This is a genomic window from Enterobacter sp. DC1, from assembly GCF_000568075.1.
Taxonomy (GTDB): domain Bacteria; phylum Pseudomonadota; class Gammaproteobacteria; order Enterobacterales; family Enterobacteriaceae; genus Enterobacter; species Enterobacter asburiae.
The window spans coordinates 835,653-855,468 of sequence record NZ_AZUA01000001.1 but is presented as its reverse complement, the minus strand read 5'-3'; the positions used below and the strand labels follow the sequence as shown (position 1 = coordinate 855,468).

Genomic DNA, 19,816 nt, shown 5'->3' with positions numbered 1-19,816 from the left:
ATGCGTTACGGCATTTAAGGGTATTTTCCTATGAGTAAAGTCATCGCTTCACTTGAAAAGGTACTCCTTCCTTTTGCTGTTAAAATAGGAAAGCAGCCTCACGTTAATGCCATCAAAAACGGTTTTATTAAATTAATGCCGTTGACGCTGGCCGGGGCCATGTTCGTTTTAATTAACAACGTTTTTCTGAGCTTTGGTGAAGGTTCCTTCTTTTATTCATTAGGAATTCGGTTAGACGCTTCCACTATTGAAACCCTTAATGGTTTTAAAGCCATTGGCGGCAACGTCTATAACGGTACGTTAGGGATTATGTCGCTGATGGCGCCTTTCTTTATTGGGATGGCACTGGCAGAAGAGCGTAAAGTGGATCCGCTGGCTGCCGGGTTATTATCCGTCGCCGCCTTTATGACCGTAACGCCATACAGCGTGGGTGAAGCCTATGCCGTGGGCGCCAACTGGCTGGGTGGGGCCAACATCATCTCCGGTATTGTTATCGGCCTGGTGGTGGCAGAAATGTTCACCTTTATTATCCGTCGCAACTGGGTTATCCGCCTGCCGGATAGCGTACCGGCTTCCGTTTCTCGTTCATTTTCCGCGTTGATTCCAGGCTTCATTATTCTCTCCATCATGGGGATTATCGCCTGGGCGCTCTCCCACTGGGGCACAAACTTCCACCAGATCATCATGGACTCTATCTCTACGCCGCTGGCGTCGATGGGTGGCGTGGTCGGTTGGGCGTATGTGATTTTCACCTCTCTGCTGTGGTTCTTTGGCGTGCATGGTTCACTGGCACTGGCCGCGCTGGACAGCGGGATTATGACCCCCTGGGCACTGGAAAACGTTGCGCTTTACCAGCAGTACGGCTCCGTTGACGCGGCGCTGGCAGCGGGTAAAACCTTCCATGTGTGGGCGAAGCCGATGCTTGACTCCTATATCTTCCTGGGCGGTACCGGGGCGACCTTGGGTCTGATCATCGCGGTCTTTATTGTCTCTCGTCGTGCTGACTACCGTCAGGTCGCGAAGCTGGCGCTGCCATCAGGCATCTTCCAGATTAACGAACCGATTCTGTTCGGTCTGCCAATCATCATGAACCCGGTAATGTTCATTCCGTTCATCCTGATTCAGCCGCTGCTGGCCGCGATCACCCTGACGGCGTATTACATGGGCATCATTCCACCGGTCACCAACATTGCGCCGTGGACCATGCCGGCGGGCCTGGGCGCCTTCTTCAACACCAACGGTAGCGTCGCGGCCTTCCTGCTGGCGATATTCAACCTCGGGGTTGCCACCCTGCTGTACATGCCGTTCGTGGCGATTGCCAACAAAGCCGCCACCATTATTGATGAAGAAGAGAGCGAAGAGGATATTGCCCTCTCACTGAAATTCTAAGATTGACCGGCGCGGGGAAGCCCGCGCCAGCCACAAGGAGCTTAAACATGTTAGATTTGGATAGTATTGTCGCAGACGAAGCCGTCGAGAACGATCTCGAAGAAGTGGTGATGGGGCTTATCATCAACTCCGGACAGGCCCGCAGCCTGGCCTATGCCGCACTGAAGCAGGCCAAGCAGGGAGATTTCGCCGCGGCGAAAACCATGATGGACCAGTCCCGCACGGCGCTAAACGAAGCGCACCTGGTGCAGACAAAGCTGATTGAAGGCGATCAGGGCGAAGGGAAGATGAAGGTCAGCCTGGTGCTGGTCCACGCGCAGGATCACCTGATGACCTCGATGCTGGCGCGTGAGCTGGTTGCTGAGCTCATCGAGCTTCACGAGAAAATGCACTGAGTCGGATTTCGCAGCAGGAGGTCAGCACGATGGAAATTAAAACCGCACTTGAGCAGCAGCTGTTTAACGGCAAAAATTTTCACGTGGTTATTTACAACAAGACGGAGAGCGCCAGCGGTCTGCACCAGCATGACTACTACGAATTCACGATTGTTCTGACCGGCCGCTACTACCAGGAGATCAACGGTAAGCGCGTCCTGCTTGAGCGAGGGGATTTTGTCTTCCTGCCGATGGGGTCTTATCACCAGAGCTTTTACGAATTTGGTGCCACCCGTATTCTGAATGTGGGCGTCAGCAGACGCTTCTTTGAGAAGCACTATCTGCCGCTGGTGCCGTTCTGCTTTGTGGCCTCCCAGGTCTATCGGGTCAAAAACGAGTTCATGACCTGGATTGAAACGGTTATCGCCTCGCTTAACTTCCGCGACAATGAATTTGATGAGTTTATTGAAACGGTGACCTTCTACGTGATGAATCGGCTGCGCCATCATCGTGAGGAGCAGCAGGTGACGGATGATATTCCACAGTGGCTGCGCAGCACCGTTGAGCTGATGCACGATAAAGGCCAGTTCAGCGAAAATGCGCTGGAAAATATGGTGTCACTGTCGGGAAAATCCCAGGAATATCTCACCCGCGCGACGCAGCGCTATTATCGTAAAACACCCGTGCAAATTATTAATGAAATCCGCATTAATTTTGCCAAGAAACAGCTGGAAATTACCAACTACTCTGTCACCGATATTGCGTACGAGTCAGGATACAGCAGTCCCAGCCTGTTTATTAAGACCTTTAAGAAATTGACTTCATTCACACCGAACAGTTACCGGAAGAATTTAACGGTAATTAATTAACTTTCGGCGGATTACCCGCCACAAATATTGCTTTAATGGCTTGCCCAAATAGCGGGAAGAGTACGCTATACCTTGCAGGCGATTAACCTGATACGCTAAGGGAGATATTATGCAGAAGAAATTAAAAGTCGTAACCATTGGTGGCGGCAGCAGCTATACCCCGGAATTACTTGAAGGTTTTCTGAAACGTTACCATGAATTACCGGTCAGCGAATTATGGCTGGTAGACGTTGAGGAAGGTCAGGAAAAGCTGAATATTATTTTCGACCTGTGCAAGCGCATGGTGGAGAAAGCGGGCGTGCCTCTGACCGTGCATAAAACCCTGGACCGTCGTCTGGCGCTGAAAGATGCGGATTTTGTCACCACCCAGCTGCGCGTTGGCCAGCTGAAGGCGCGCGAGCTGGACGAGCGTATTCCGCTGAGCCACGGCTATCTCGGGCAGGAAACTAACGGCGCGGGCGGCCTGTTCAAAGGCCTGCGTACCATCCCGGTGATTTTCGACATCGTCAAAGATGTGCAGGAGATCTGCCCGAACGCGTGGGTGATTAACTTCACTAACCCGGCCGGGATGGTGACCGAGGCGGTCTATCGTCATACCGATTTCAAGCGTTTTATCGGCGTCTGCAATATTCCTATTGGCATGAAGATGTTTATCCGCGACGTGCTGGCGCTGACCGACGGCGACGATCTCTCTATCGACCTGTTCGGCCTGAACCATATGGTGTTCATTAAAGACGTTATCGTGAACGGTAAATCGCGATTTGCCGAACTGCTCGACGGCGTGGCTTCCGGTCGCCTGACGGCGGCATCGGTGAAAAACATCTTTGACCTGCCGTTCAGCGAAGGGCTTATCCGCTCGCTAAATCTGCTGCCGTGCTCGTACCTGCTTTACTACTTCAAGCAGAAAGAGATGCTGGCCATCGAAATGGGCGAGTACTATAAGGGCGGCGCGCGCGCGCAGATCGTTCAGAAAGTCGAGAAGCAGCTGTTCGATTTGTATAAAGATCCGAACCTGAACGTTAAACCGAAAGAGCTGGAGCAGCGCGGCGGGGCCTACTACTCCGATGCGGCGTGCGAGGTGATTAACGCCATCTACAACGACAAGCAGGCGGAGCACTATGTCAACGTGCCGCACCACGGCCATATCGACAATATCCCGGCGGACTGGGCGGTTGAGATGACCTGCATCCTGGGACGCGATGGCGCTAAACCGCATCCACGCATCACCCACTTCGATGATAAGGTCATGGGCCTGATCCACACCATCAAAGGCTTTGAAGTGGCGGCAAGCAATGCGGCGCTGAGCGGCGAGCTCAATGACGTGCTGCTGGCGCTGAACCTCAGCCCGCTGGTGCATTCCGACCGCGATGCGGAGCAGCTGGCCAGCGAGATGATCCTGGCGCATGAAAAATGGTTGCCGAACTTTGCCGCCACTATCGAGAAGCTGAAGTTCAAACATCACTAAGAGGACGCACAATGGAAAACCTGCTGATCGTTAATGCTGATGATTTTGCCCTCTCGAAAGGCCAGAACTACGGCATTATTGAAGCTTGTCGCCGGGGTGTTGTGACCTCTACCACGGCACTGGTGAATGGTGAGGCGGTTGAACACGCGGCGCAGCTGAGCCGCGAGGTGCCGGAGCTCGGCGTCGGCATGCATTTTGTGCTGACGCTCGGGATGCCGCTTTCGCCAATGCCGGGCCTGACGCGCGATGGCCAGCTGGGCAAATGGATTTGGGAACAGGCGGAGCAGGGCGCTCTGCCGCTCGAAGAGATTGCCGGCGAGCTGGAGCGTCAGTTCAACCGCTTTATTGATGTGTTTGGTAAGGCGCCGACGCACATCGACAGCCATCACCACGTGCATATGATCCCGGCAATTTTCCCGATTGTCGCGGAGTTTGCGCAGCGTAACGGCGTGGCGATGCGCGTGGACAGGGAGGCGCGCGGCGTGCCCGACTGCGCCGTGACCACCACAGAGGGGTTCAGCAGCGCATTTTACGGTGACAAGATCGACGAAGCGCTGTTCCTGAAGGTGCTGGATGATTCCGCCGCGCGGGGGGAAAAGTCGCTGGAGGTCATGGCGCATCCTGCTTTTGTCGATAATACCGTGCGGAAAAGCGCCTACTGCTGGCCGCGCCTGGCGGAGCTGGACGTGCTGACGTCGGCGTCGCTGAAGTATGCGATTGCCGAGCGCGGGTATCGGTTGGGGACGTTCAGGGAGCTGTAAGAGTTGCCGGGTGGCGGCTTCGCCTTACCCGGCCTACGAACTACAAAACCAATCGAAATGTAGGCCGGGTAAGCGCAAGCGCCACCCGGCTTTTTTTACGCCGGTATCTGGTCAATTTTACTGCTGCGTGACCAGACGCGGTGCGCGGCGAGCAAATCAAACAGCTTCGTCATGAACGCATCGTCAACGTTGTCTCCCTCGACGATGCCGTCCTCACCCTGATCGGCCACCTTCAGCTGCGCCTTAAACCGTCGCGCGTCGCCGGACAGCGCGATCGGTTTCAGGTGCTTGTAGGCTTCCAGCAGATAATACACGGCGTCACCGTTGCTCAGCAGGCTGTCAATATCCCCGCACGGCACGATCACCGCATCAACGGTCAGCGACGGCGCCCCGGCAAAGGTCGCCGCCACCGGCAGCACGGAGCCGTCATCGGCGGTCACTTCCCCCATGCGGGAATAAAGCAGTTTCGCATGCACGCCCTGGGTTTTCAGCGCCTGCATAATCCCCAGCACGTCGCTGGCGCGGGTTTTGTCGTTCAGCAGAATGGCGACCACGCGGCCTTTAATCGAGCCACCCGGCACGGCATACAGGCTCAGCGACGGATCTTTCTTCACGCCGTTAACCTCTTTCGGCGGAGCAAGGTTGCGCTGCTCGTCGGTCAGCGTAATGCCCAGGTTATCCGCAACGCTCTGGGCGAGCTGAATATCAATGCGCGCCAGCTGATCGACCACCCGCTCGCGGATGTAGGTACGCACCACTTTACTCAGCTCAAAGCTGAAGCCGCCGATAATGTGCTGCTGCTCAATCGGCGTCTGGCTGTTCCAGAACAGGCGAGGGTGGGCGTAATACTCACCGAACGACGGGCTGCGCTCGCGAATTTTATTGCCGTCGACACGCTCCTGGTACGATTCGAATCCACCGCGTTTCGGCGCAGGCGGCGTTTCGCGCGGCCAGTTATCGTTGATCGAGTTCGGCTCATAGTTCGCCGGGTTGGTATCAATATCCTGACGGTGCATCCCGTCGCGCTGGAAATTGTGGTACGGGCAGGTTGGGCGGTTAATCGGAATTTCGTGGAAGTTCGGCCCGCCCAGGCGGCTGATCTGCGTATCGGTGTACGAGAACAAACGTCCCTGCAGGAGCGGATCGTTGGTGAAGTCCAGCCCCGGTACGATATGCCCAGGGTGGAACGCAACCTGCTCGTTTTCGGCAAAGAAGTTATCCGGGTTGCGGTTAAGCACCATTTTACCCACCAGCTGTACCGGCACCAGCTCTTCCGGAATCAGCTTCGTCGGGTCAAGCAGGTCGAAATCGAACTTAAATTCGTCCTCTTCCGGAATGAGCTGCAGGCCCAGCTCGTACTCCGGGAAATCGCCCGCTTCAATGGACTCCCACAGCTCGCGGCGATGGAAGTCCGGATCGCGCCCGGTCAGCTTCTGCGCCTCGTCCCATACCAGCGAGGCTTTACCCGCCACCGGCTTCCAGTGGAAGCGCACAAACGTGGCTTTACCCTCGGCGTTGATCAGACGGAAGGTGTGGATGCCAAACCCTTCCATGGTGCGATAGCTGCGCGGAATGCCGCGGTCTGACATCGCCCACATCACGTTGTGTAAGGTTTCAGGCTGCAGGGAGACGTAGTCCCAGAAAGTGTCGTGCGCGCTTTGTCCCTGCGGTATGGCCCAGTGGGGCTCCGGTTTTACCGCATGGACAAAGTCAGGAAATTTATGCGCATCCTGAATGAAGAACACCGGGGTGTTATTGCCCACCAGATCGAAAATACCCTCTTCGGTATAAAACTTGGTGGCAAAGCCGCGAATATCTCGAACCGTATCAGCCGAACCGGCGCCGCCCTGTACGGTGGAGAAGCGCACAAATACCGGAGTGATTTTGTCCGGGTCGGAGAGGAAGTCCGCTTTGGTGATCGCTTTCAGGCTCTTGTATGGCTGGAAGTAGCCGTGCGCAGCGGAACCGCGCGCGTGAACGATGCGTTCCGGAATTCGCTCATGGTCGAAGTGGGTGATTTTTTCCCGCAGGATAAAGTCTTCCAGCAGGGTTGGCCCGCGCGCGCCTGCGCGAAGGGAGTTCTGATCGTCAGCAATGCGCACGCCCTGATTGGTGGTGAGCGCAAAACCTTCGCCGCCTTTACGGTGTGGCTCAAGCGATTTCAGCTTCTCGTTTTCCGCGTCCGGTGATTTAATGCTTCCCGGTGCGGTAGGCTGTTCGCCCGGCGCGGAAGGGCCAGGTGAGGGGCGGTGAGAGCCGTCAGCAGGGGCGAGAGAGTCCATACCCGGTTGAGATTCCTCAGTGCCATGAATCGGTGATTGATGAGTTTTATCTTTGTTCGACATTGCACGCTTCTCCTTTATCCATTGCTAAAAACCCTATTAAGGATAGAACAATGTCGCGAGATGGCTCGCGAACTAAGAGTTTTCACATGCCGTCATTAACGAAAGGAGCCATCCCACCCACTCGGAGCGCGACGGAAGGCAGCAGGATCGGCTATCATAGAATTTTCCTGCTTCAAGAATTTGCTTTAGTGAACCAGTCGCTTATGAAACCTCTTCGTCAACAAAACCGCCAGGTTATTAGCTATGTGCCCCGCGTTGAGCCCGCGCCGCCTGACCATGCCCTGAAAGTGGAGGGTTTTCGCGATGTCTGGCAGCTTCGGGGGAAATACGTGGCCTTCGTGCTGATCGGCGAACATTTCCGCCGCTCGCCCACCTTTACCGTGCCGGAGTCAGCGCAGCGGTGGGCGATGCAGATCCGCCAGGATGAAGAGGTTGAAGAATAACAGCCATAAAAAAACCGCCATCAGGCGGTTTTTTTATTTCTAAAGTGATTAACGGTGCGCCAGCTCGGCGTCGTCTTCACTTTCCAGAATCGCTTTGTCGGTCTGCTTCAGCCACTGGCTGGTCAGCGTACCGGCGGTCATGGAGCCGCTCACGTTCAGCGCGGTACGACCCATGTCGATCAGCGGCTCAACGGAGATCAGCAGCGCGACCAGCGTCACGGGCAGGCCCAGCGCAGGCAGCACAATCAGCGCAGCGAAGGTTGCGCCACCGCCAACACCCGCAACGCCTGCGGAGCTTATGGTAACAATCCCGACCAGCGTGGCGATCCAAACCGGATCCAGCGGGTTGATTCCCACCGTCGGGGCGACCATCACGGCCAGCATCGCCGGGTACAGGCCCGCACAGCCGTTCTGACCAATGGTGGCACCAAAGGAGGCAGAGAAGCTGGCGATGGATTCAGGCACGCCCAGACGACGGGTTTGCGCTTCAACGTTCAGCGGAATAGACGCGGCGCTGGAACGGCTGGTGAAGGCAAAGGTCAGTACCGGCCAGACTTTACGGAAGTATTTCAGCGGGCTGACGCCGTTCACGCCCAGCAGGATGCCGTGCACCACGAACATAATGCCCAGGCCCAGATAAGAGGCGACAACGAAGCTGCCCAGCTTAATGATGTCCTGCAGGTTAGAGCCGGCAACCACTTTGGTCATCAGCGCCAGCACGCCGTAAGGCGTCAGCTGCATCACCAGACGCACCAGCTTCATCACCCAGCTTTGCAGGGTGTCAATCGCGGTCAGCACGCGTTCGCCTTTAGGCGCGTCGTCTTTCAGCAGCTTCAGCGCCGCTACGCCCAGAAACGCGGCGAAAATAACCACGCTGATGATCGAGGTTGGGCTCGCACCGGTCAGGTCAGCAAACGGGTTCTTCGGAATGAAGGAGAGCACCATCTGCGGCACGGTCAGGTCAGCCACTTTACCCACGTAGTTGGTTTGAATCGCGGTAAGACGCGCCGTTTCAGCGGTACCCTGAACCAGACCTTCTGCGGTCAGGCCAAACAGGTTGGTGACCAGCACACCTACCAGCGCAGCAATCAGCGTGGTGAACAGCAGCGTACCAATGGTCAGGAAGCTGATTTTTCCCAGCTGAGTGGCGTTATGCAGGCGGGCCACGGCGCTCAGAATAGAGGCGAACACCAGCGGCATAACGATCATCTGCAGCAGCTGAACATAGCCGTTACCGACGATGTTGAACCACTGAATAGAGTCTTTCAGAACTGGATTATCGGAGCCATAAATTGCCTGTAATGCCAGACCAAATACGACACCCATGGCCAGACCAACCAGCACTTTTTTCGCCAGGCTCCACTGTTTGTGGCGCGCCTGCGCGAGAAGCAATAGCAATACAACGAACACAACGACGTTCGCGATGAGTGGAAAATTCATCCCCGTTCTCCTGATTTATTATTGGGTCGGTTTTTACCGATCCTGTTGGTGGAAGGTTAGCAGAAGTGTGATGTAGCGCTTATATCCAAATGGAATGGTTTATGACAAATGGGATAACTTTGTCGGTTTACTGTTCAATCTGGTGATGAATAAAGCGATTAAACTGAAATTGCAGCGAATTAATCATCTGGGATGACCAGCGAACTGCACTGTTTTCGGGCAATGTTTGCGGCATCCAGACGGCGTAAGCAAACAGCGCCATGCACAATACGCGCTCAAGCTGGTTACCTTTCTGCGGGGCGAGGATGGGAAAGCGGAAACGCCAGCGGCAGGGCCAAAGCAGCGGCACGCCCGCAGGCGTCAGCATATCGGCGAGAATATGGCTTAAATAGCCCAGCACCATCCCCTGGATGGCATCGGCGGGGACGATCCAGCTTTCGGGCACCTTTAAATAGAAAAGCGTCAGCAGGCCAAACACGGCCAGCAGGCTGTGCGTAAACCCCCGGTGTCCGAACGCGCGGGCGATGGGTTTCGACACCCACTTCAGGCGTTGTCCGAGAAAGGATTTAGGATGGTCAATGTCGGGCAGCAGACAGGTCAATACGGCGGAAGGGACAATATGCCACCAGTCCCCCTGTGCCAGCACGGGGGTGAGTTCAGCGTTTTTGGCAAATACTGCGCACGCAATAGAAAAAAGCAGGTGGCCTTCCGCCGTCATGATAAAACCCACAAAACTGTCAATTCATACAGTATAGGGTTTTTATACAGTAGGCGGAAGAGGTGACGGTGTAACTGTTTGTCACAAGACGGAGGAGGGCGTTAACCGCCCTGCAGATGATGCACCGTAAGTTCCGCCAGTGAATTAAGCTTCACGTCGGCAAGCGCAAACCGGGGATCGTGACGGCCTTCTTCAGCGGGCACCACAATGGAGCGCATCCGCGCAGCCTTCGACGCCACCATACCGTTAACGGAATCTTCCAGCGCAACGCAGTTGAGGGGATCCAGGCCCAGCTTTGCGGCGCAGTCCAGATAGACCTGCGGGTGCGGCTTGCTGTAAGGCAATTTTTCAGCGGACGCCAGCGCGTCGAAACTGTCGCGCAGTTCAAACATCGTGAGCACTTTTTCCAGCATATGCAGCGGTGAAGCCGAGGCCAGGCCAACCTTCAGCCCCTGGGCTTTACAGAGCGCAACGGCCTCGCGTACGCCGGGCAGCAGAGGCCTGTTCTCTTCCACCAGAGAAATGGCGCGGCTGATAATGCGTGCGGTCACCTCATCGCGATTGGGACCTACCCACGGCTGTTGGGCAAACCACAGGTCAACCACCATATCGATGCGCAGGCCCAGCGTATCGGGAAGTTCATTACGGCGGCTGATATCCACGCCCAGGCTGGCCATCACATCCAGTTCGGCGCGATCCCACAGCGGTTCGGAATCGATCAGTAATCCATCCATGTCAAAAATTGCGGCAAGAATTTGGCGCGGTGTCGACATCACAACGTCTCCTTATCCAGGGTGTTCGACAGACGATACGTGCTAAGCACAATCTGCAATTTAGCATATTGCTTTTAAAGAGCGGGCGAAATTGATGACCAGCAGGTAGACTTAGGCACAAATAACGCGTCTTTATGAAGAGGAACTGATGACGTATCAACAAGCTGGACGCATCGCGGTCTTAAAACGCATTGCTGGCTGGGTAATTTTTATTCCTGCCGTCATTTCTACGCTGATTTCTGTACTCAAATTTATGTACGATCACAGCGAAAAACAGCCGGGTATCAATGCGGTAATGCTTGATTTCGCTCATGTCATGATTGAGATGATGCGTTTTAATACGCCATTTTTGAATGTCTTCTGGTTTAACTCACCCACCCCGGATTTTCATCAACAGCTGAATATCGGCTTTTGGGTGATATATGCCCTGATCTTTGTCGCGCTGGCACTGCAGGCCTCTGGCGCGAGAATGAGTCGCCAGACGCGCTTTTTACGCGAAGGCGTTGAGGATCAGTTGATTCTGGAGCAGGCCAAAGGCCCGGAAGGAATGAGTCGGGAGCAGATTGAATCCCGCATCGTTGTGCCGCGTCACACCATTTTCCTGCAAATTTTCCCGCTCTATATCCTTCCCGTAATCATTATTGTGGCGGGATACTTCTTCTTCTCACTGCTCGGTTTTCTGTAAGCGATAAGGGTGGCGGCAAGGCCACCCGTTCTCTACTCAGGCGGCAAGCATACGATCGAGTGCCCGCTGCGCGTTAACAAGGTGTTCGCCGCCAAAAAGAATGGCTCGGTTCATCAGCGTATAAAGCTGATACACCGGCTGGCGGTCGAGGAAACCGGGCGGCAGGGGGGAAACAGACTGATATCCGTCGTATATCTGCGGCGGCTGCTCTGGATGAAGCGGCAGCATGGCAAGATCGCACTCTCTGTCACCCCAGTAGCAGGCCGGGTCAAAGATATAGGGGCCGTTGGGACCCAGCGCGCAGTTATTGGACCACAAATCGCCGTGAAGCAGCGACGCCTGAGGCTGGTGGGATGCCAGACGCTGTTGAACGTGCTCAACGATGGCATCAATATTGCCAAATTCCAGCCCTTTCTCGGCGGCCAGCTCTAGCTGCCAGCCAATGCGCTGCTCGGCAAAAAATGTCGACCAGCGACGCTGCCAGGCATTGGGCTGTGGCGTGGTGGAGAGGTCGTTGTCAAAGTCGAGACCAAACTGCGGCTGGTCGCTCCATTGATGCAGCCGCGCTAGCTGTTGGCCGAGGATGAACGCATTATGGGCATCCAGCGGGCGGGCGGGGAGATATTCCATCACCAGGAAGCTGTAGTCGCGGTCGCTCCCCACGGCCAGAACCTGCGGGACCGTCACCGTTTTACTGCGCGACAACAGCTCCAGCTGGTCGGCTTCGGCGGTAAATATCGAAAGCAGCTCTCGCTCATCGCACTTAACGAAAAGATCGCGCCCTGCGTAGCGTAAATGCCACGCGGCGTGGATCTCACCGCCTGGCAGTTCGTTACGCAGTTCAATTTCACCTTCACCCAGCTGCTCACGTAAAAGATGACTGATAGCCTGCCACATGTTGTCTCTCCCATGTTGTCTGCCAGATCATAAAGTTAGCGCATAACTGCGGTAAAAAAATACGAACTAACGCACACCTGAGCGGTTTAAATTCATACAGCGCACTTATTGTTCTTTTTTCCGCCAGCTTTCCCAGGTATCCACATCGATTTCGGCAGGCTTGTCGGTCACGCTCTCCACCAGACTGGTGGCCAGCGCATGAACCTCTTCCTGGCTCAGGGCGCCGATCAGACCAAATGTCAGGGTGCCTAAATCATGAATGTTGCCCTCGTCATCCGTCATGGTGAGGAGAAAATTAGCCCGGGTGAAAGCATTGTTGAGCTCATTCAGCTCGGTTAGCGATGCTTCATGAAGGTTGATGGTCACGACGTAGCGTGTGATGTCACCACTGCTCATAATTCACCTCATTGTTATCATGGAAGTTTTCTTAGCATAGTCGATAGTTTGCGTTTGGCGACTCAGAGACGACATTCCCCTCCGTAAAGACGAAGGGGAACAGGGGTTAATTTCGGGACAGGTAATCGACGATTTTTTGCGTATCGGCAAGCGAACAGAGACGTGTGCCCTGGTTGATGGTTGCGGCACTACCCGCCGCCACGCCGTAGCGTGTCATTTCGAGCAGAGACGCGCCCTGCGCCAGTTTTAGCGTCATCGCACCCACCATGCTATCGCCAGCGCCAACCGTGCTTTGGCTCTTCATCGGCGGTGGGACAACCTGAACGGACGATGATTCATCAACTGCCAGCGCCCCCTGAGGGCCAAGGGATACGACTACGCGCCGCGCTTTGCCGCTGCGCACCAGCTCCTGCGCGGCGGTGCGAACATCATCAGGCTGCGTCAGTTCACGGTTGACCAGCGCGCTTAACTCTTTCTGGTTGGGTTTGACCAGCTCCAGATTGCCCGGCACCAGCGCCGCCTGCAGGGCATCGCCGCTGCTGTCGACAATGCAGCGGATGCCGCGCTGTTGTACCGCCTGAATCAGCGCCGTTAATTTTTCCGTGCTGACGCCGGGCGGCAGGCTGCCGCTTATCACCAGCAGCGCGCCGCTTTCTATCGTCAGCACTTTCTCTTCAAGCTGACGAAACTCGTCATCGCTGAGTTTCGCGCCCGGCATGACAAACCGGTACTGTTCGCCGCTGGATCCCACGTGGACATGCAGGTTTTGCCGCGTCCAGTCTTTGGCCTCAACGGTTTCAACGGCCACGTGTTCATCGGCCAGTAGAGAGACCAGGTGTTCGCCGGTGGCACCGCCTGCGGGAAAAATTGCCGTGGCTTTGCCGCCGAGGTGTGTAATGGCGCGCGCTACGTTGATCCCCCCGCCGCCGGGCTCAAAGACCGGGGCGCTACAGCGCAATTTACCTTCCGGGTAAATCTGCGGCGTCAGGGTGGCGGAATCCAGGGAAGGGGAGAGCGTCAGAGTATAAATAGAAACCATCATTACCTCCTTTTAGCATGGGTTCTTATTAGCCTGGCACCATTTGTCAGGAAGGCAATGTAAATAACAGTATGATTTTAAATATGAATACTGACAAAAAGTGAGGCGGGGGGTATATAAAATAAAACGCTTTTTGAGATCGTTCTTATTCAAAAAATGAAATAAGAAAACATTGCTATGTTATTTGCGGCTTTTTATAATTTGTTACCTTTCTCTGGACGCCTTGTCATTGATCCTCAAGAAAGATTCCGGGACCGTGTGGTCTCTTTTTTTGTTGTACGGACTCCTTAATAAAATGAAGCTTTTAAAGACAGTGCCCGCTGCACTGATGCTGGCGGGTGGCGTGTTTGCGGCTATGAACGCGACCGCTGATGATACCGTTTTTACTGTCATGGACGATCCTTCCACCGCGAAAAAACCGTTTGAAGGTAACCTGAACGCCGGGTACCTGGCACAATCCGGTAACACGAAAAGCTCTTCTCTGACGGCGGACAGTACGCTCACCTGGTACGGCAACACCACCGCCTGGTCTCTGTGGGGTAATGCCAGCAACACTTCCGCTAATGACGAACGTTCTTCCGAGAAATATGCGGTAGGCGGACGTAGCCGTTACAACATGACCGACTATGACTACCTGTTTGGACAGGCAAGCTGGTTAACCGACCGTTACAACGGTTATCGCCAGCGCGATGTGTTCACCGCCGGTTATGGTCGCCAGTTCCTGAACGGTCCGGTACACAGCCTCCGTTTTGAATTCGGTCCGGGTGTGCGTTATGACGAGTACACCAATGGCGATACCAAAACCCAACCGCTCGGTTACGCTTCCGGTACCTATGCCTGGCAGATGACTGACAACACCAAATTTACCCAGGGTGTTTCTGTATTTGGTGCCGACGACACGACGCTGAACTCTGAGACGGCGCTGAACGTGGCAATCAACGAACACTTTGGTCTGAAAGTGGCCTACAACCTGACCTGGAACTCTTCACCACCAGAATCTGCGCCGGATCATACCGACCGCAGAACCACGGTATCACTGGGTTATAGAATGTAATAAAAGCGGGCCGATGATAATGTCGGCCCGCTTATTGTCTGCGGTTTTTTGACGTCCCTTCTGATGACCCGTCTTCGCCCCTAGCCCCAAATCATTGCCGCCCAACGGAGTAGCAGCATTGCGCCGCAGATGGCAATCAGCACCAGCACCATTTTCCAGTGTTTTACGGCAAATCGTTTTGTTGGCATAACCTAATCCTTGTTGGTTGATACCCACAGTCTACCAAACAGGGCCGAAATATGCCCCTTCTCAGTATCGATTAGGTTATGCCAGCGTAGGTTTCTGCTCAGAACCAGTGGAATCGTTCGGCGAGAATCAACAATAAACCTGTGGCGGAAAGGACATTCAATATCACAACCGTTCTGCTGGATACGTTCATGGTATGCACCTTTGGGTTTAAAGACCTGTTCAAGAGTAGCCCAGCATCTTCGAAATGCGAGCGCAGGGGAGAAGCAACCTGCAAATTCGTGCGAAAGCGCCAGCCCATCAATCTGGCCGCAAAGGGTGCAATCTCCTTTCCGTTAGTGTTAACATTACGACGCTTGCCGTAAATCCACATTAATCTGAATTCGGCTGGTGAATGATGACGAACCAATTTGACGATTGTTGGTCAGATGGTGTCGTAATCTATTGTCAAATCACAATTATTTTCTTTGTATATGCTCTTATGTGTGGGGCATCACTGCAAATAAGGATATAAAATGCCTGTAATTACTCTTCCTGATGGCAGTCAACGCCATTTCGACCGTGCTGTTAGCCCAATGGATGTTGCCCTGGACATTGGTCCTGGTCTCGCGAAAGCGACAATCGCTGGCCGCGTTAACGGTGAGCTGGTGGATGCTTCCGATCTGATTGAAAACGATGCGACGCTTGCAATCATCACTGCGAAAGACGAAGAAGGTCTGGAGATCATTCGTCACTCCTGCGCGCACCTGTTAGGTCATGCCATCAAACAGCTGTGGCCAAACACCAAAATGGCGATCGGTCCGGTTATCGACAATGGTTTCTACTACGACGTTGACCTTGACCACACCCTGACTCAGGAAGATATCGACGCGCTCGAAAAACGCATGCACGAGCTCGCCGAAACAAACTATGACGTCATCAAGAAGAAAGTCAGCTGGCACGAAGCGCGTGAAACCTTCGTGAAGCGCGGCGAGAGCTATAAAGTCTCTATTCTTGACGAAAACATTTCGCATGATGACAAGCCTGGCTTGTACCATCACGAAGAATACGTCGACATGTGCCGTGGACCGCACGTGCCGAACATGCGCTTCTGTCATCACTTTAAGCTGATGAAGATCGCAGGCGCCTACTGGCGTGGCGACAGCAACAACAAGATGTTGCAGCGTATCTATGGTACCGCGTGGGCCGATAAAAAAGCCCTGAACGCGTACCTGCTGCGCCTGGAAGAGGCGGCGAAGCGTGACCACCGTAAAATCGGTAAGCAGCTTGACCTGTATCACATGCAGGAAGAAGCGCCGGGTATGGTGTTCTGGCATAACGACGGCTGGACTATCTTCCGTGAACTGGAAACTTTCGTACGCTCCAAGCTGAAAGAGTACCAGTATCAGGAAGTGAAAGGCCCGTTCATGATGGACCGTGTGCTGTGGGAAAAAACCGGCCACTGGGACAACTACAAAGATGCGATGTTCACCACCTCGTCTGAGAACCGTGAATACTGCATCAAGCCAATGAACTGCCCGGGCCACGTTCAGATCTTCAACCAGGGTCTGAAGTCCTACCGCGACCTGCCGCTGCGTATGGCGGAGTTCGGTAGCTGCCACCGTAACGAACCATCAGGTGCGCTGCACGGTCTGATGCGCGTTCGTGGCTTTACTCAGGATGATGCGCATATCTTCTGTACTGAAGATCAGGTCCGTGACGAAGTTAACGCCTGTATTCGTATGGTCTACGATATGTACAGCACCTTTGGCTTCGAGAAGATCGTCGTCAAACTCTCAACGCGTCCGGAAAAACGTATCGGTAGCGATGAGACCTGGGATCGCGCAGAAGCGGATCTCGCCGTGGCGCTGGAAGAGAACGGCATTCCGTTCGAATACCAGCTGGGCGAGGGCGCATTCTACGGTCCGAAAATTGAATTTACCCTGTATGACTGCCTCGATCGCGCATGGCAGTGCGGTACTGTACAGCTGGACTTCTCCCTGCCGCAGCGTTTAAGCGCCTCTTACGTTGGCGAAGACAACGAGCGTCAGGTACCGGTAATGATTCACCGTGCAATTCTCGGTTCTCTGGAGCGCTTCATCGGCATCCTGACCGAAGAGTTCGCTGGCTTCTTCCCAACCTGGCTTGCGCCAGTGCAGGTCGTGGTGATGAACATTACCGATTCTCAGGCGGATTACGTTAAAGAATTGACGCAGAAACTACAAAATGCGGGCATTCGCGTAAAAGCAGACTTGAGAAATGAGAAGATTGGCTTTAAAATCCGCGAGCACACTTTACGTCGTGTCCCGTATATGTTGGTCTGTGGTGATAAAGAGGTGGAAGCAGGCAAAGTTGCCGTTCGCACCCGCCGTGGTAAAGACCTGGGCAGCCTGGACGTAAGTGAAGTGATTGAGAAGCTGCAACAAGAGATTCGCAGCCGCAGTCTTCAACAACTGGAGGAATAAGGTATTAAAGGCGGAAAACGAGTTCAAACGGCACGTCCGAATCGTATCAATGGCGAGATTCGCGCCCAGGAAGTTCGCTTAACAGATCTTGAAGGTGAACCACTGGGGATTGTGAGTCTGAGAGAAGCGATCGAAAAAGCTGAAGAAGCTGGAGTAGATTTAGTTGAAATCAGCCCTAACGCCGAACCGCCAGTTTGTCGTATCATGGACTACGGCAAGTTCCTTTATGAAAAGAGTAAGTCTTCTAAGGAACAGAAGAAGAAGCAAAAAGTTATCCAGGTTAAGGAAATCAAATTCCGTCCTGGTACCGACGATGGCGATTATCAGGTAAAACTCCGCAGCCTGATTCGCTTTCTGGAAGATGGCGATAAGGCCAAGATCACACTGCGTTTCCGCGGTCGTGAGATGGCCCACCAACAGATTGGTATGGAAGTGCTTAACCGCGTCCGTGACGATCTGAGTGAACTGGCAGTAGTCGAATCCTTCCCTACGAAGATCGAAGGCCGCCAGATGATCATGGTGCTCGCTCCTAAGAAGAAACAGTAAGGCCTTCAAGCAGCAAAACCTGTGGAGCCTTCGGGTTTCATAGGTTTTGTTCGCCTATGTTTCGTTTATTTAACAATGCGAAGTGGAAGTTATTAAGATGCCAAAAATTAAGACCGTACGCGGTGCTGCTAAGCGCTTCAAAAAAACCGGTGGTGGTGGATTTAAGCGTAAGCACGCAAACCTGCGTCATATTCTGACCAAAAAATCTACTAAGCGTAAACGTCACCTGCGTCCAAAAGGCCTCGTTTCTAAAGGCGATCTGGGTCTGGTTATCGCGTGCCTGCCGTACGCATAAGCCGTTAACGTTTAATTTTTTTACTAAGAATATAGATACAGGAGAGCACATATGGCTCGCGTAAAACGTGGTGTAATTGCACGTGCACGTCACAAGAAAATTTTGAAACAAGCTAAAGGCTACTACGGTGCGCGTTCACGCGTTTACCGCGTTGCCTTCCAGGCTGTTATCAAAGCAGGTCAGTACGCTTACCGTGACCGTCGTCAGCGTAAGCGTCAGTTCCGTCAACTGTGGATTGCGCGTATCAACGCAGCAGCACGTCAGAACGGTATTTCTTACAGCAAATTCATCAACGGCCTGAAAAAAGCCTCTGTTGAAATCGACCGTAAGATCCTGGCTGACATCGCAGTATTCGACAAAGTAGCGTTCACCGCTCTGGTCGAAAAAGCGAAAGCAGCACTGGCATAAGCCAGTTGAAAGAGGGGGCTTTGCTCCCTCTTTTCATTTAACACCATCAGAAGATTGACATTTATCCGTCCAGGCTTTTCAATAAGGTCTTAACGGTTTTTACCAGACAAGGTAACGCAAGCATGAATTCTGCTATTTTCCGCTTCTTCTTTTACTTTAGCACCTGATTTCAGGAGGCTAGCGCGTGAAAGATGAAACGAAAAACAGCGCCAGATAAGCCTCCCGATGGAGGCTTTTTTTGTGCCTGAATTTGAGAGAATAACTCCACCAAATCGGTGTCTGCACCGACATAATGAGGAAAATCATGTCACATCTCGCAGAGCTGGTTGCCAGTGCAACAGCCGCCATTAATCAGGCCTCAGATGTTGCCGCGTTAGACAATGTCCGCGTCGAATATCTTGGGAAGAAAGGGCACCTGACCCTTCAGATGACAACCCTGCGTGAGCTGCCGCCAGAAGAACGCCCGGCAGCGGGTGCGGTGATTAACGAAGCCAAAGAGCAGGTACAGCAGGCGCTGAACGCGCGCAAAGCCGAGCTGGAAAGCGCGGTGCTGAATGCGCGTCTGGCCGCAGAGACGATCGACGTTTCTCTGCCGGGTCGCCGTATCGAAAACGGTGGTCTGCATCCGGTTACCCGCACCATCGATCGCATTGAAAGTTTCTTCGGTGAGCTCGGCTTTACCGTGGCGACTGGCCCGGAAATCGAAGATGATTACCATAACTTCGACGCCCTGAACATTCCTGGCCATCATCCGGCACGCGCTGACCACGACACTTTCTGGTTTGACGCTACGCGTCTGCTGCGTACTCAGACCTCCGGCGTTCAGATCCGTACCATGAAGGATCAGGAGCCGCCAATCCGTATTATCGCGCCGGGCCGCGTCTATCGTAACGACTACGATCAGACCCACACCCCAATGTTCCACCAGATGGAAGGCCTGATTGTTGATAAAAACATCAGCTTCACCAACCTGAAGGGCACGCTGCACGATTTCCTGAACAACTTCTTTGAGGAAGATCTGCAGGTTCGTTTCCGCCCGTCCTACTTCCCGTTCACCGAACCGTCTGCGGAAGTTGACGTGATGGGTAAAAACGGCAAATGGCTGGAGGTGCTGGGCTGCGGCATGGTGCATCCAAACGTGCTGCGCAACGTGGGTATCGATCCGGAAGTTTACTCCGGCTTTGCCTTCGGCATGGGTATGGAGCGTCTGACCATGCTGCGCTACGGCGTGACCGACTTACGTGCATTCTTCGAAAACGATCTGCGTTTCCTCAAACAGTTTAAATAAG

General features: G+C 53.9%; 23 protein-coding genes and 1 other annotated feature. Of the genes, 14 read left to right on the top strand and 9 right to left on the bottom strand.

What is annotated here, in order from left to right; genetic code table 11:
* Window positions 1–30 precede the first annotated feature (30 nt).
* The 5 genes from chbC (at window position 31) to chbG (ending at window position 4,858) form a co-directional block, all read left to right on the top strand.
* Window positions 31–1,389 carry a PTS N,N'-diacetylchitobiose transporter subunit IIC gene (gene chbC, locus P346_RS17365; protein ID WP_032657878.1) on the top strand — a complete coding sequence of 453 codons (1,359 nt, stop codon included), beginning with the start codon at window positions 31–33 and terminating at the stop codon, window positions 1,387–1,389.
* A 47-nt stretch (window positions 1,390–1,436) separates the two neighbouring features.
* On the top strand, window positions 1,437–1,784 hold the full coding sequence (gene chbA / locus P346_RS17370) for a PTS N,N'-diacetylchitobiose transporter subunit IIA (protein WP_023311284.1): 348 nt from the start codon (window positions 1,437–1,439) through the stop codon (window positions 1,782–1,784).
* Between the two features lie 5 nt (window positions 1,785–1,789).
* Window positions 1,790–2,632 (top strand): transcriptional regulator ChbR, encoded by an 843-nt coding sequence (chbR, locus tag P346_RS17375; RefSeq protein ID WP_071789366.1) that lies wholly within the window; start codon window positions 1,790–1,792, stop codon window positions 2,630–2,632.
* Window positions 2,633–2,741: 109 nt separating this feature from the next.
* Window positions 2,742–4,097 (top strand): 6-phospho-beta-glucosidase, encoded by a 1,356-nt coding sequence (locus P346_RS17380; protein ID WP_029740445.1) that lies wholly within the window; start codon window positions 2,742–2,744, stop codon window positions 4,095–4,097.
* An 11-nt stretch (window positions 4,098–4,108) separates the two neighbouring features.
* Entirely contained in the window at window positions 4,109–4,858 is a 750-nt protein-coding gene (chbG, locus tag P346_RS17385) for a chitin disaccharide deacetylase (RefSeq protein WP_032657877.1), read from the top strand.
* Window positions 4,859–4,953: 95 nt separating this feature from the next.
* Here chbG and katE read toward each other — a convergent pair whose 3' ends face one another.
* Window positions 4,954–7,203, bottom strand: coding sequence for a catalase HPII (gene katE, locus P346_RS17390; RefSeq protein ID WP_032657874.1), 2,250 nt, complete (start codon window positions 7,201–7,203; stop codon window positions 4,954–4,956).
* Window positions 7,204–7,253: 50 nt separating this feature from the next.
* Here katE and cedA point away from each other — a divergent pair, with 50 nt between their 5' ends.
* Complete coding sequence (cedA, locus tag P346_RS0121460; RefSeq protein WP_309136789.1) at window positions 7,254–7,646, top strand: cell division activator CedA; 393 nt, start codon at window positions 7,254–7,256, stop codon at window positions 7,644–7,646.
* Between the two features lie 48 nt (window positions 7,647–7,694).
* Here the strand turns inward: cedA and P346_RS17395 are convergent, their stop codons facing one another.
* From P346_RS17395 to hxpB, 3 genes are all read right to left on the bottom strand, one after another.
* Window positions 7,695–9,086 (bottom strand): L-cystine transporter, encoded by a 1,392-nt coding sequence (locus P346_RS17395; RefSeq protein ID WP_029740442.1) that lies wholly within the window; start codon window positions 9,084–9,086, stop codon window positions 7,695–7,697.
* Window positions 9,087–9,213: 127 nt separating this feature from the next.
* Window positions 9,214–9,804, bottom strand: a complete 591-nt coding sequence (locus P346_RS17400; RefSeq protein ID WP_014883483.1) for a metal-dependent hydrolase — start codon at window positions 9,802–9,804, stop codon at window positions 9,214–9,216.
* Window positions 9,805–9,905: 101 nt separating this feature from the next.
* The gene (hxpB, locus tag P346_RS17405) at window positions 9,906–10,577 is read right to left on the bottom strand and encodes a hexitol phosphatase HxpB (protein ID WP_032657872.1); all 672 of its coding nucleotides are present in this window, start codon (window positions 10,575–10,577) and stop codon (window positions 9,906–9,908) included.
* A gap of 148 nt (window positions 10,578–10,725) precedes the next feature.
* Between hxpB and P346_RS17410 the strand changes: the two genes are divergently transcribed.
* Window positions 10,726–11,262, top strand: a complete 537-nt coding sequence (locus tag P346_RS17410) for a YniB family protein (protein WP_023311291.1) — start codon at window positions 10,726–10,728, stop codon at window positions 11,260–11,262.
* A 36-nt stretch (window positions 11,263–11,298) separates the two neighbouring features.
* Here P346_RS17410 and P346_RS17415 read toward each other — a convergent pair whose 3' ends face one another.
* The 3 genes from P346_RS17415 to pfkB form a co-directional block, all read right to left on the bottom strand.
* A complete protein-coding gene (locus tag P346_RS17415; RefSeq protein WP_032657869.1) occupies window positions 11,299–12,159 on the bottom strand; it encodes a fructosamine kinase family protein in 861 nt (286 codons plus the stop codon).
* A gap of 105 nt (window positions 12,160–12,264) precedes the next feature.
* Entirely contained in the window at window positions 12,265–12,555 is a 291-nt protein-coding gene (gene ghoS, locus P346_RS17420) for a type V toxin-antitoxin system endoribonuclease antitoxin GhoS (protein WP_032657867.1), read from the bottom strand.
* A gap of 106 nt (window positions 12,556–12,661) precedes the next feature.
* Entirely contained in the window at window positions 12,662–13,594 is a 933-nt protein-coding gene (gene pfkB, locus P346_RS17425) for a 6-phosphofructokinase II (protein ID WP_032657864.1), read from the bottom strand.
* Between the two features lie 295 nt (window positions 13,595–13,889).
* On the opposite strand from pfkB, the gene P346_RS17430 reads away from it, so the two are divergent.
* Window positions 13,890–14,648 carry a DUF481 domain-containing protein gene (locus P346_RS17430; protein WP_032657861.1) on the top strand — a complete coding sequence of 253 codons (759 nt, stop codon included), beginning with the start codon at window positions 13,890–13,892 and terminating at the stop codon, window positions 14,646–14,648.
* 80 nt (window positions 14,649–14,728) lie between these two features.
* Here P346_RS17430 and yniD read toward each other — a convergent pair whose 3' ends face one another.
* A complete protein-coding gene (yniD, locus tag P346_RS23110; protein WP_008500658.1) occupies window positions 14,729–14,836 on the bottom strand; it encodes a small membrane protein YniD in 108 nt (35 codons plus the stop codon).
* A gap of 98 nt (window positions 14,837–14,934) precedes the next feature.
* The gene (gene yncL, locus P346_RS23105; protein ID WP_071886547.1) at window positions 14,935–15,027 is read right to left on the bottom strand and encodes a stress response membrane protein YncL; all 93 of its coding nucleotides are present in this window, start codon (window positions 15,025–15,027) and stop codon (window positions 14,935–14,937) included.
* A gap of 322 nt (window positions 15,028–15,349) precedes the next feature.
* Here yncL and thrS point away from each other — a divergent pair, with 322 nt between their 5' ends.
* The 6 genes from thrS to pheS all read left to right on the top strand — a co-directional run bounded on the left by thrS (window position 15,350) and on the right by pheS (window position 19,815).
* Window positions 15,350–17,278, top strand: a complete 1,929-nt coding sequence (thrS, locus tag P346_RS17435) for a threonine--tRNA ligase (protein ID WP_008500657.1) — start codon at window positions 15,350–15,352, stop codon at window positions 17,276–17,278.
* Window positions 17,279–17,281: 3 nt separating this feature from the next.
* On the top strand, window positions 17,282–17,824 hold the full coding sequence (gene infC / locus P346_RS0121455; protein WP_014069901.1) for a translation initiation factor IF-3: 543 nt from the start codon (window positions 17,282–17,284) through the stop codon (window positions 17,822–17,824).
* Window positions 17,825–17,921: 97 nt separating this feature from the next.
* The gene (gene rpmI / locus P346_RS17440) at window positions 17,922–18,119 is read left to right on the top strand and encodes a 50S ribosomal protein L35 (protein WP_003030583.1); all 198 of its coding nucleotides are present in this window, start codon (window positions 17,922–17,924) and stop codon (window positions 18,117–18,119) included.
* A 51-nt stretch (window positions 18,120–18,170) separates the two neighbouring features.
* Window positions 18,171–18,527, top strand: coding sequence for a 50S ribosomal protein L20 (gene rplT, locus P346_RS17445; protein WP_000124850.1), 357 nt, complete (start codon window positions 18,171–18,173; stop codon window positions 18,525–18,527).
* A 117-nt stretch (window positions 18,528–18,644) separates the two neighbouring features.
* Window positions 18,645–18,769 (top strand) — a sequence feature (Phe leader region).
* Complete coding sequence (gene pheM, locus P346_RS23100) at window positions 18,650–18,694, top strand: pheST operon leader peptide PheM (protein ID WP_152537847.1); 45 nt, start codon at window positions 18,650–18,652, stop codon at window positions 18,692–18,694. (Overlaps the previous feature by 45 nt.)
* Window positions 18,770–18,831: 62 nt before the next feature.
* Window positions 18,832–19,815, top strand: a complete 984-nt coding sequence (gene pheS, locus P346_RS17450; protein ID WP_010426091.1) for a phenylalanine--tRNA ligase subunit alpha — start codon at window positions 18,832–18,834, stop codon at window positions 19,813–19,815.
* The last annotated feature ends 1 nt before the right edge of the window (window position 19,816 follow it).

What these genes read in the sequence shown, in the direction of transcription:
- rplT (WP_000124850.1), top strand. Translation starts at nt 18,171, where the DNA reads ATGGCTCGCGTAAAACGTGGTGTAATTGCACGTGCACGTCACAAGAAA.
- katE (WP_032657874.1), bottom strand. Translation starts at nt 7,203, where the DNA reads ATGTCGAACAAAGATAAAACTCATCAATCACCGATTCATGGCACTGAG.
- ghoS (WP_032657867.1), bottom strand. Translation starts at nt 12,555, where the DNA reads ATGAGCAGTGGTGACATCACACGCTACGTCGTGACCATCAACCTTCAT.
- chbA (WP_023311284.1), top strand. Translation starts at nt 1,437, where the DNA reads ATGTTAGATTTGGATAGTATTGTCGCAGACGAAGCCGTCGAGAACGAT.
- chbC (WP_032657878.1), top strand. Translation starts at nt 31, where the DNA reads ATGAGTAAAGTCATCGCTTCACTTGAAAAGGTACTCCTTCCTTTTGCT.
- P346_RS17430 (WP_032657861.1), top strand. Translation starts at nt 13,890, where the DNA reads ATGAAGCTTTTAAAGACAGTGCCCGCTGCACTGATGCTGGCGGGTGGC.
- P346_RS17415 (WP_032657869.1), bottom strand. Translation starts at nt 12,159, where the DNA reads ATGTGGCAGGCTATCAGTCATCTTTTACGTGAGCAGCTGGGTGAAGGT.
- hxpB (WP_032657872.1), bottom strand. Translation starts at nt 10,577, where the DNA reads ATGTCGACACCGCGCCAAATTCTTGCCGCAATTTTTGACATGGATGGA.
- chbG (WP_032657877.1), top strand. Translation starts at nt 4,109, where the DNA reads ATGGAAAACCTGCTGATCGTTAATGCTGATGATTTTGCCCTCTCGAAA.
- P346_RS17395 (WP_029740442.1), bottom strand. Translation starts at nt 9,086, where the DNA reads ATGAATTTTCCACTCATCGCGAACGTCGTTGTGTTCGTTGTATTGCTA.
- pheS (WP_010426091.1), top strand. Translation starts at nt 18,832, where the DNA reads ATGTCACATCTCGCAGAGCTGGTTGCCAGTGCAACAGCCGCCATTAAT.
- yncL (WP_071886547.1), bottom strand. Translation starts at nt 15,027, where the DNA reads ATGAACGTATCCAGCAGAACGGTTGTGATATTGAATGTCCTTTCCGCC.
- P346_RS17410 (WP_023311291.1), top strand. Translation starts at nt 10,726, where the DNA reads ATGACGTATCAACAAGCTGGACGCATCGCGGTCTTAAAACGCATTGCT.
- cedA (WP_309136789.1), top strand. Translation starts at nt 7,254, where the DNA reads ATGTCGCGAGATGGCTCGCGAACTAAGAGTTTTCACATGCCGTCATTA.
- P346_RS17400 (WP_014883483.1), bottom strand. Translation starts at nt 9,804, where the DNA reads ATGACGGCGGAAGGCCACCTGCTTTTTTCTATTGCGTGCGCAGTATTT.
- rpmI (WP_003030583.1), top strand. Translation starts at nt 17,922, where the DNA reads ATGCCAAAAATTAAGACCGTACGCGGTGCTGCTAAGCGCTTCAAAAAA.
- pfkB (WP_032657864.1), bottom strand. Translation starts at nt 13,594, where the DNA reads ATGGTTTCTATTTATACTCTGACGCTCTCCCCTTCCCTGGATTCCGCC.
- thrS (WP_008500657.1), top strand. Translation starts at nt 15,350, where the DNA reads ATGCCTGTAATTACTCTTCCTGATGGCAGTCAACGCCATTTCGACCGT.
- yniD (WP_008500658.1), bottom strand. Translation starts at nt 14,836, where the DNA reads ATGCCAACAAAACGATTTGCCGTAAAACACTGGAAAATGGTGCTGGTG.
- P346_RS17380 (WP_029740445.1), top strand. Translation starts at nt 2,742, where the DNA reads ATGCAGAAGAAATTAAAAGTCGTAACCATTGGTGGCGGCAGCAGCTAT.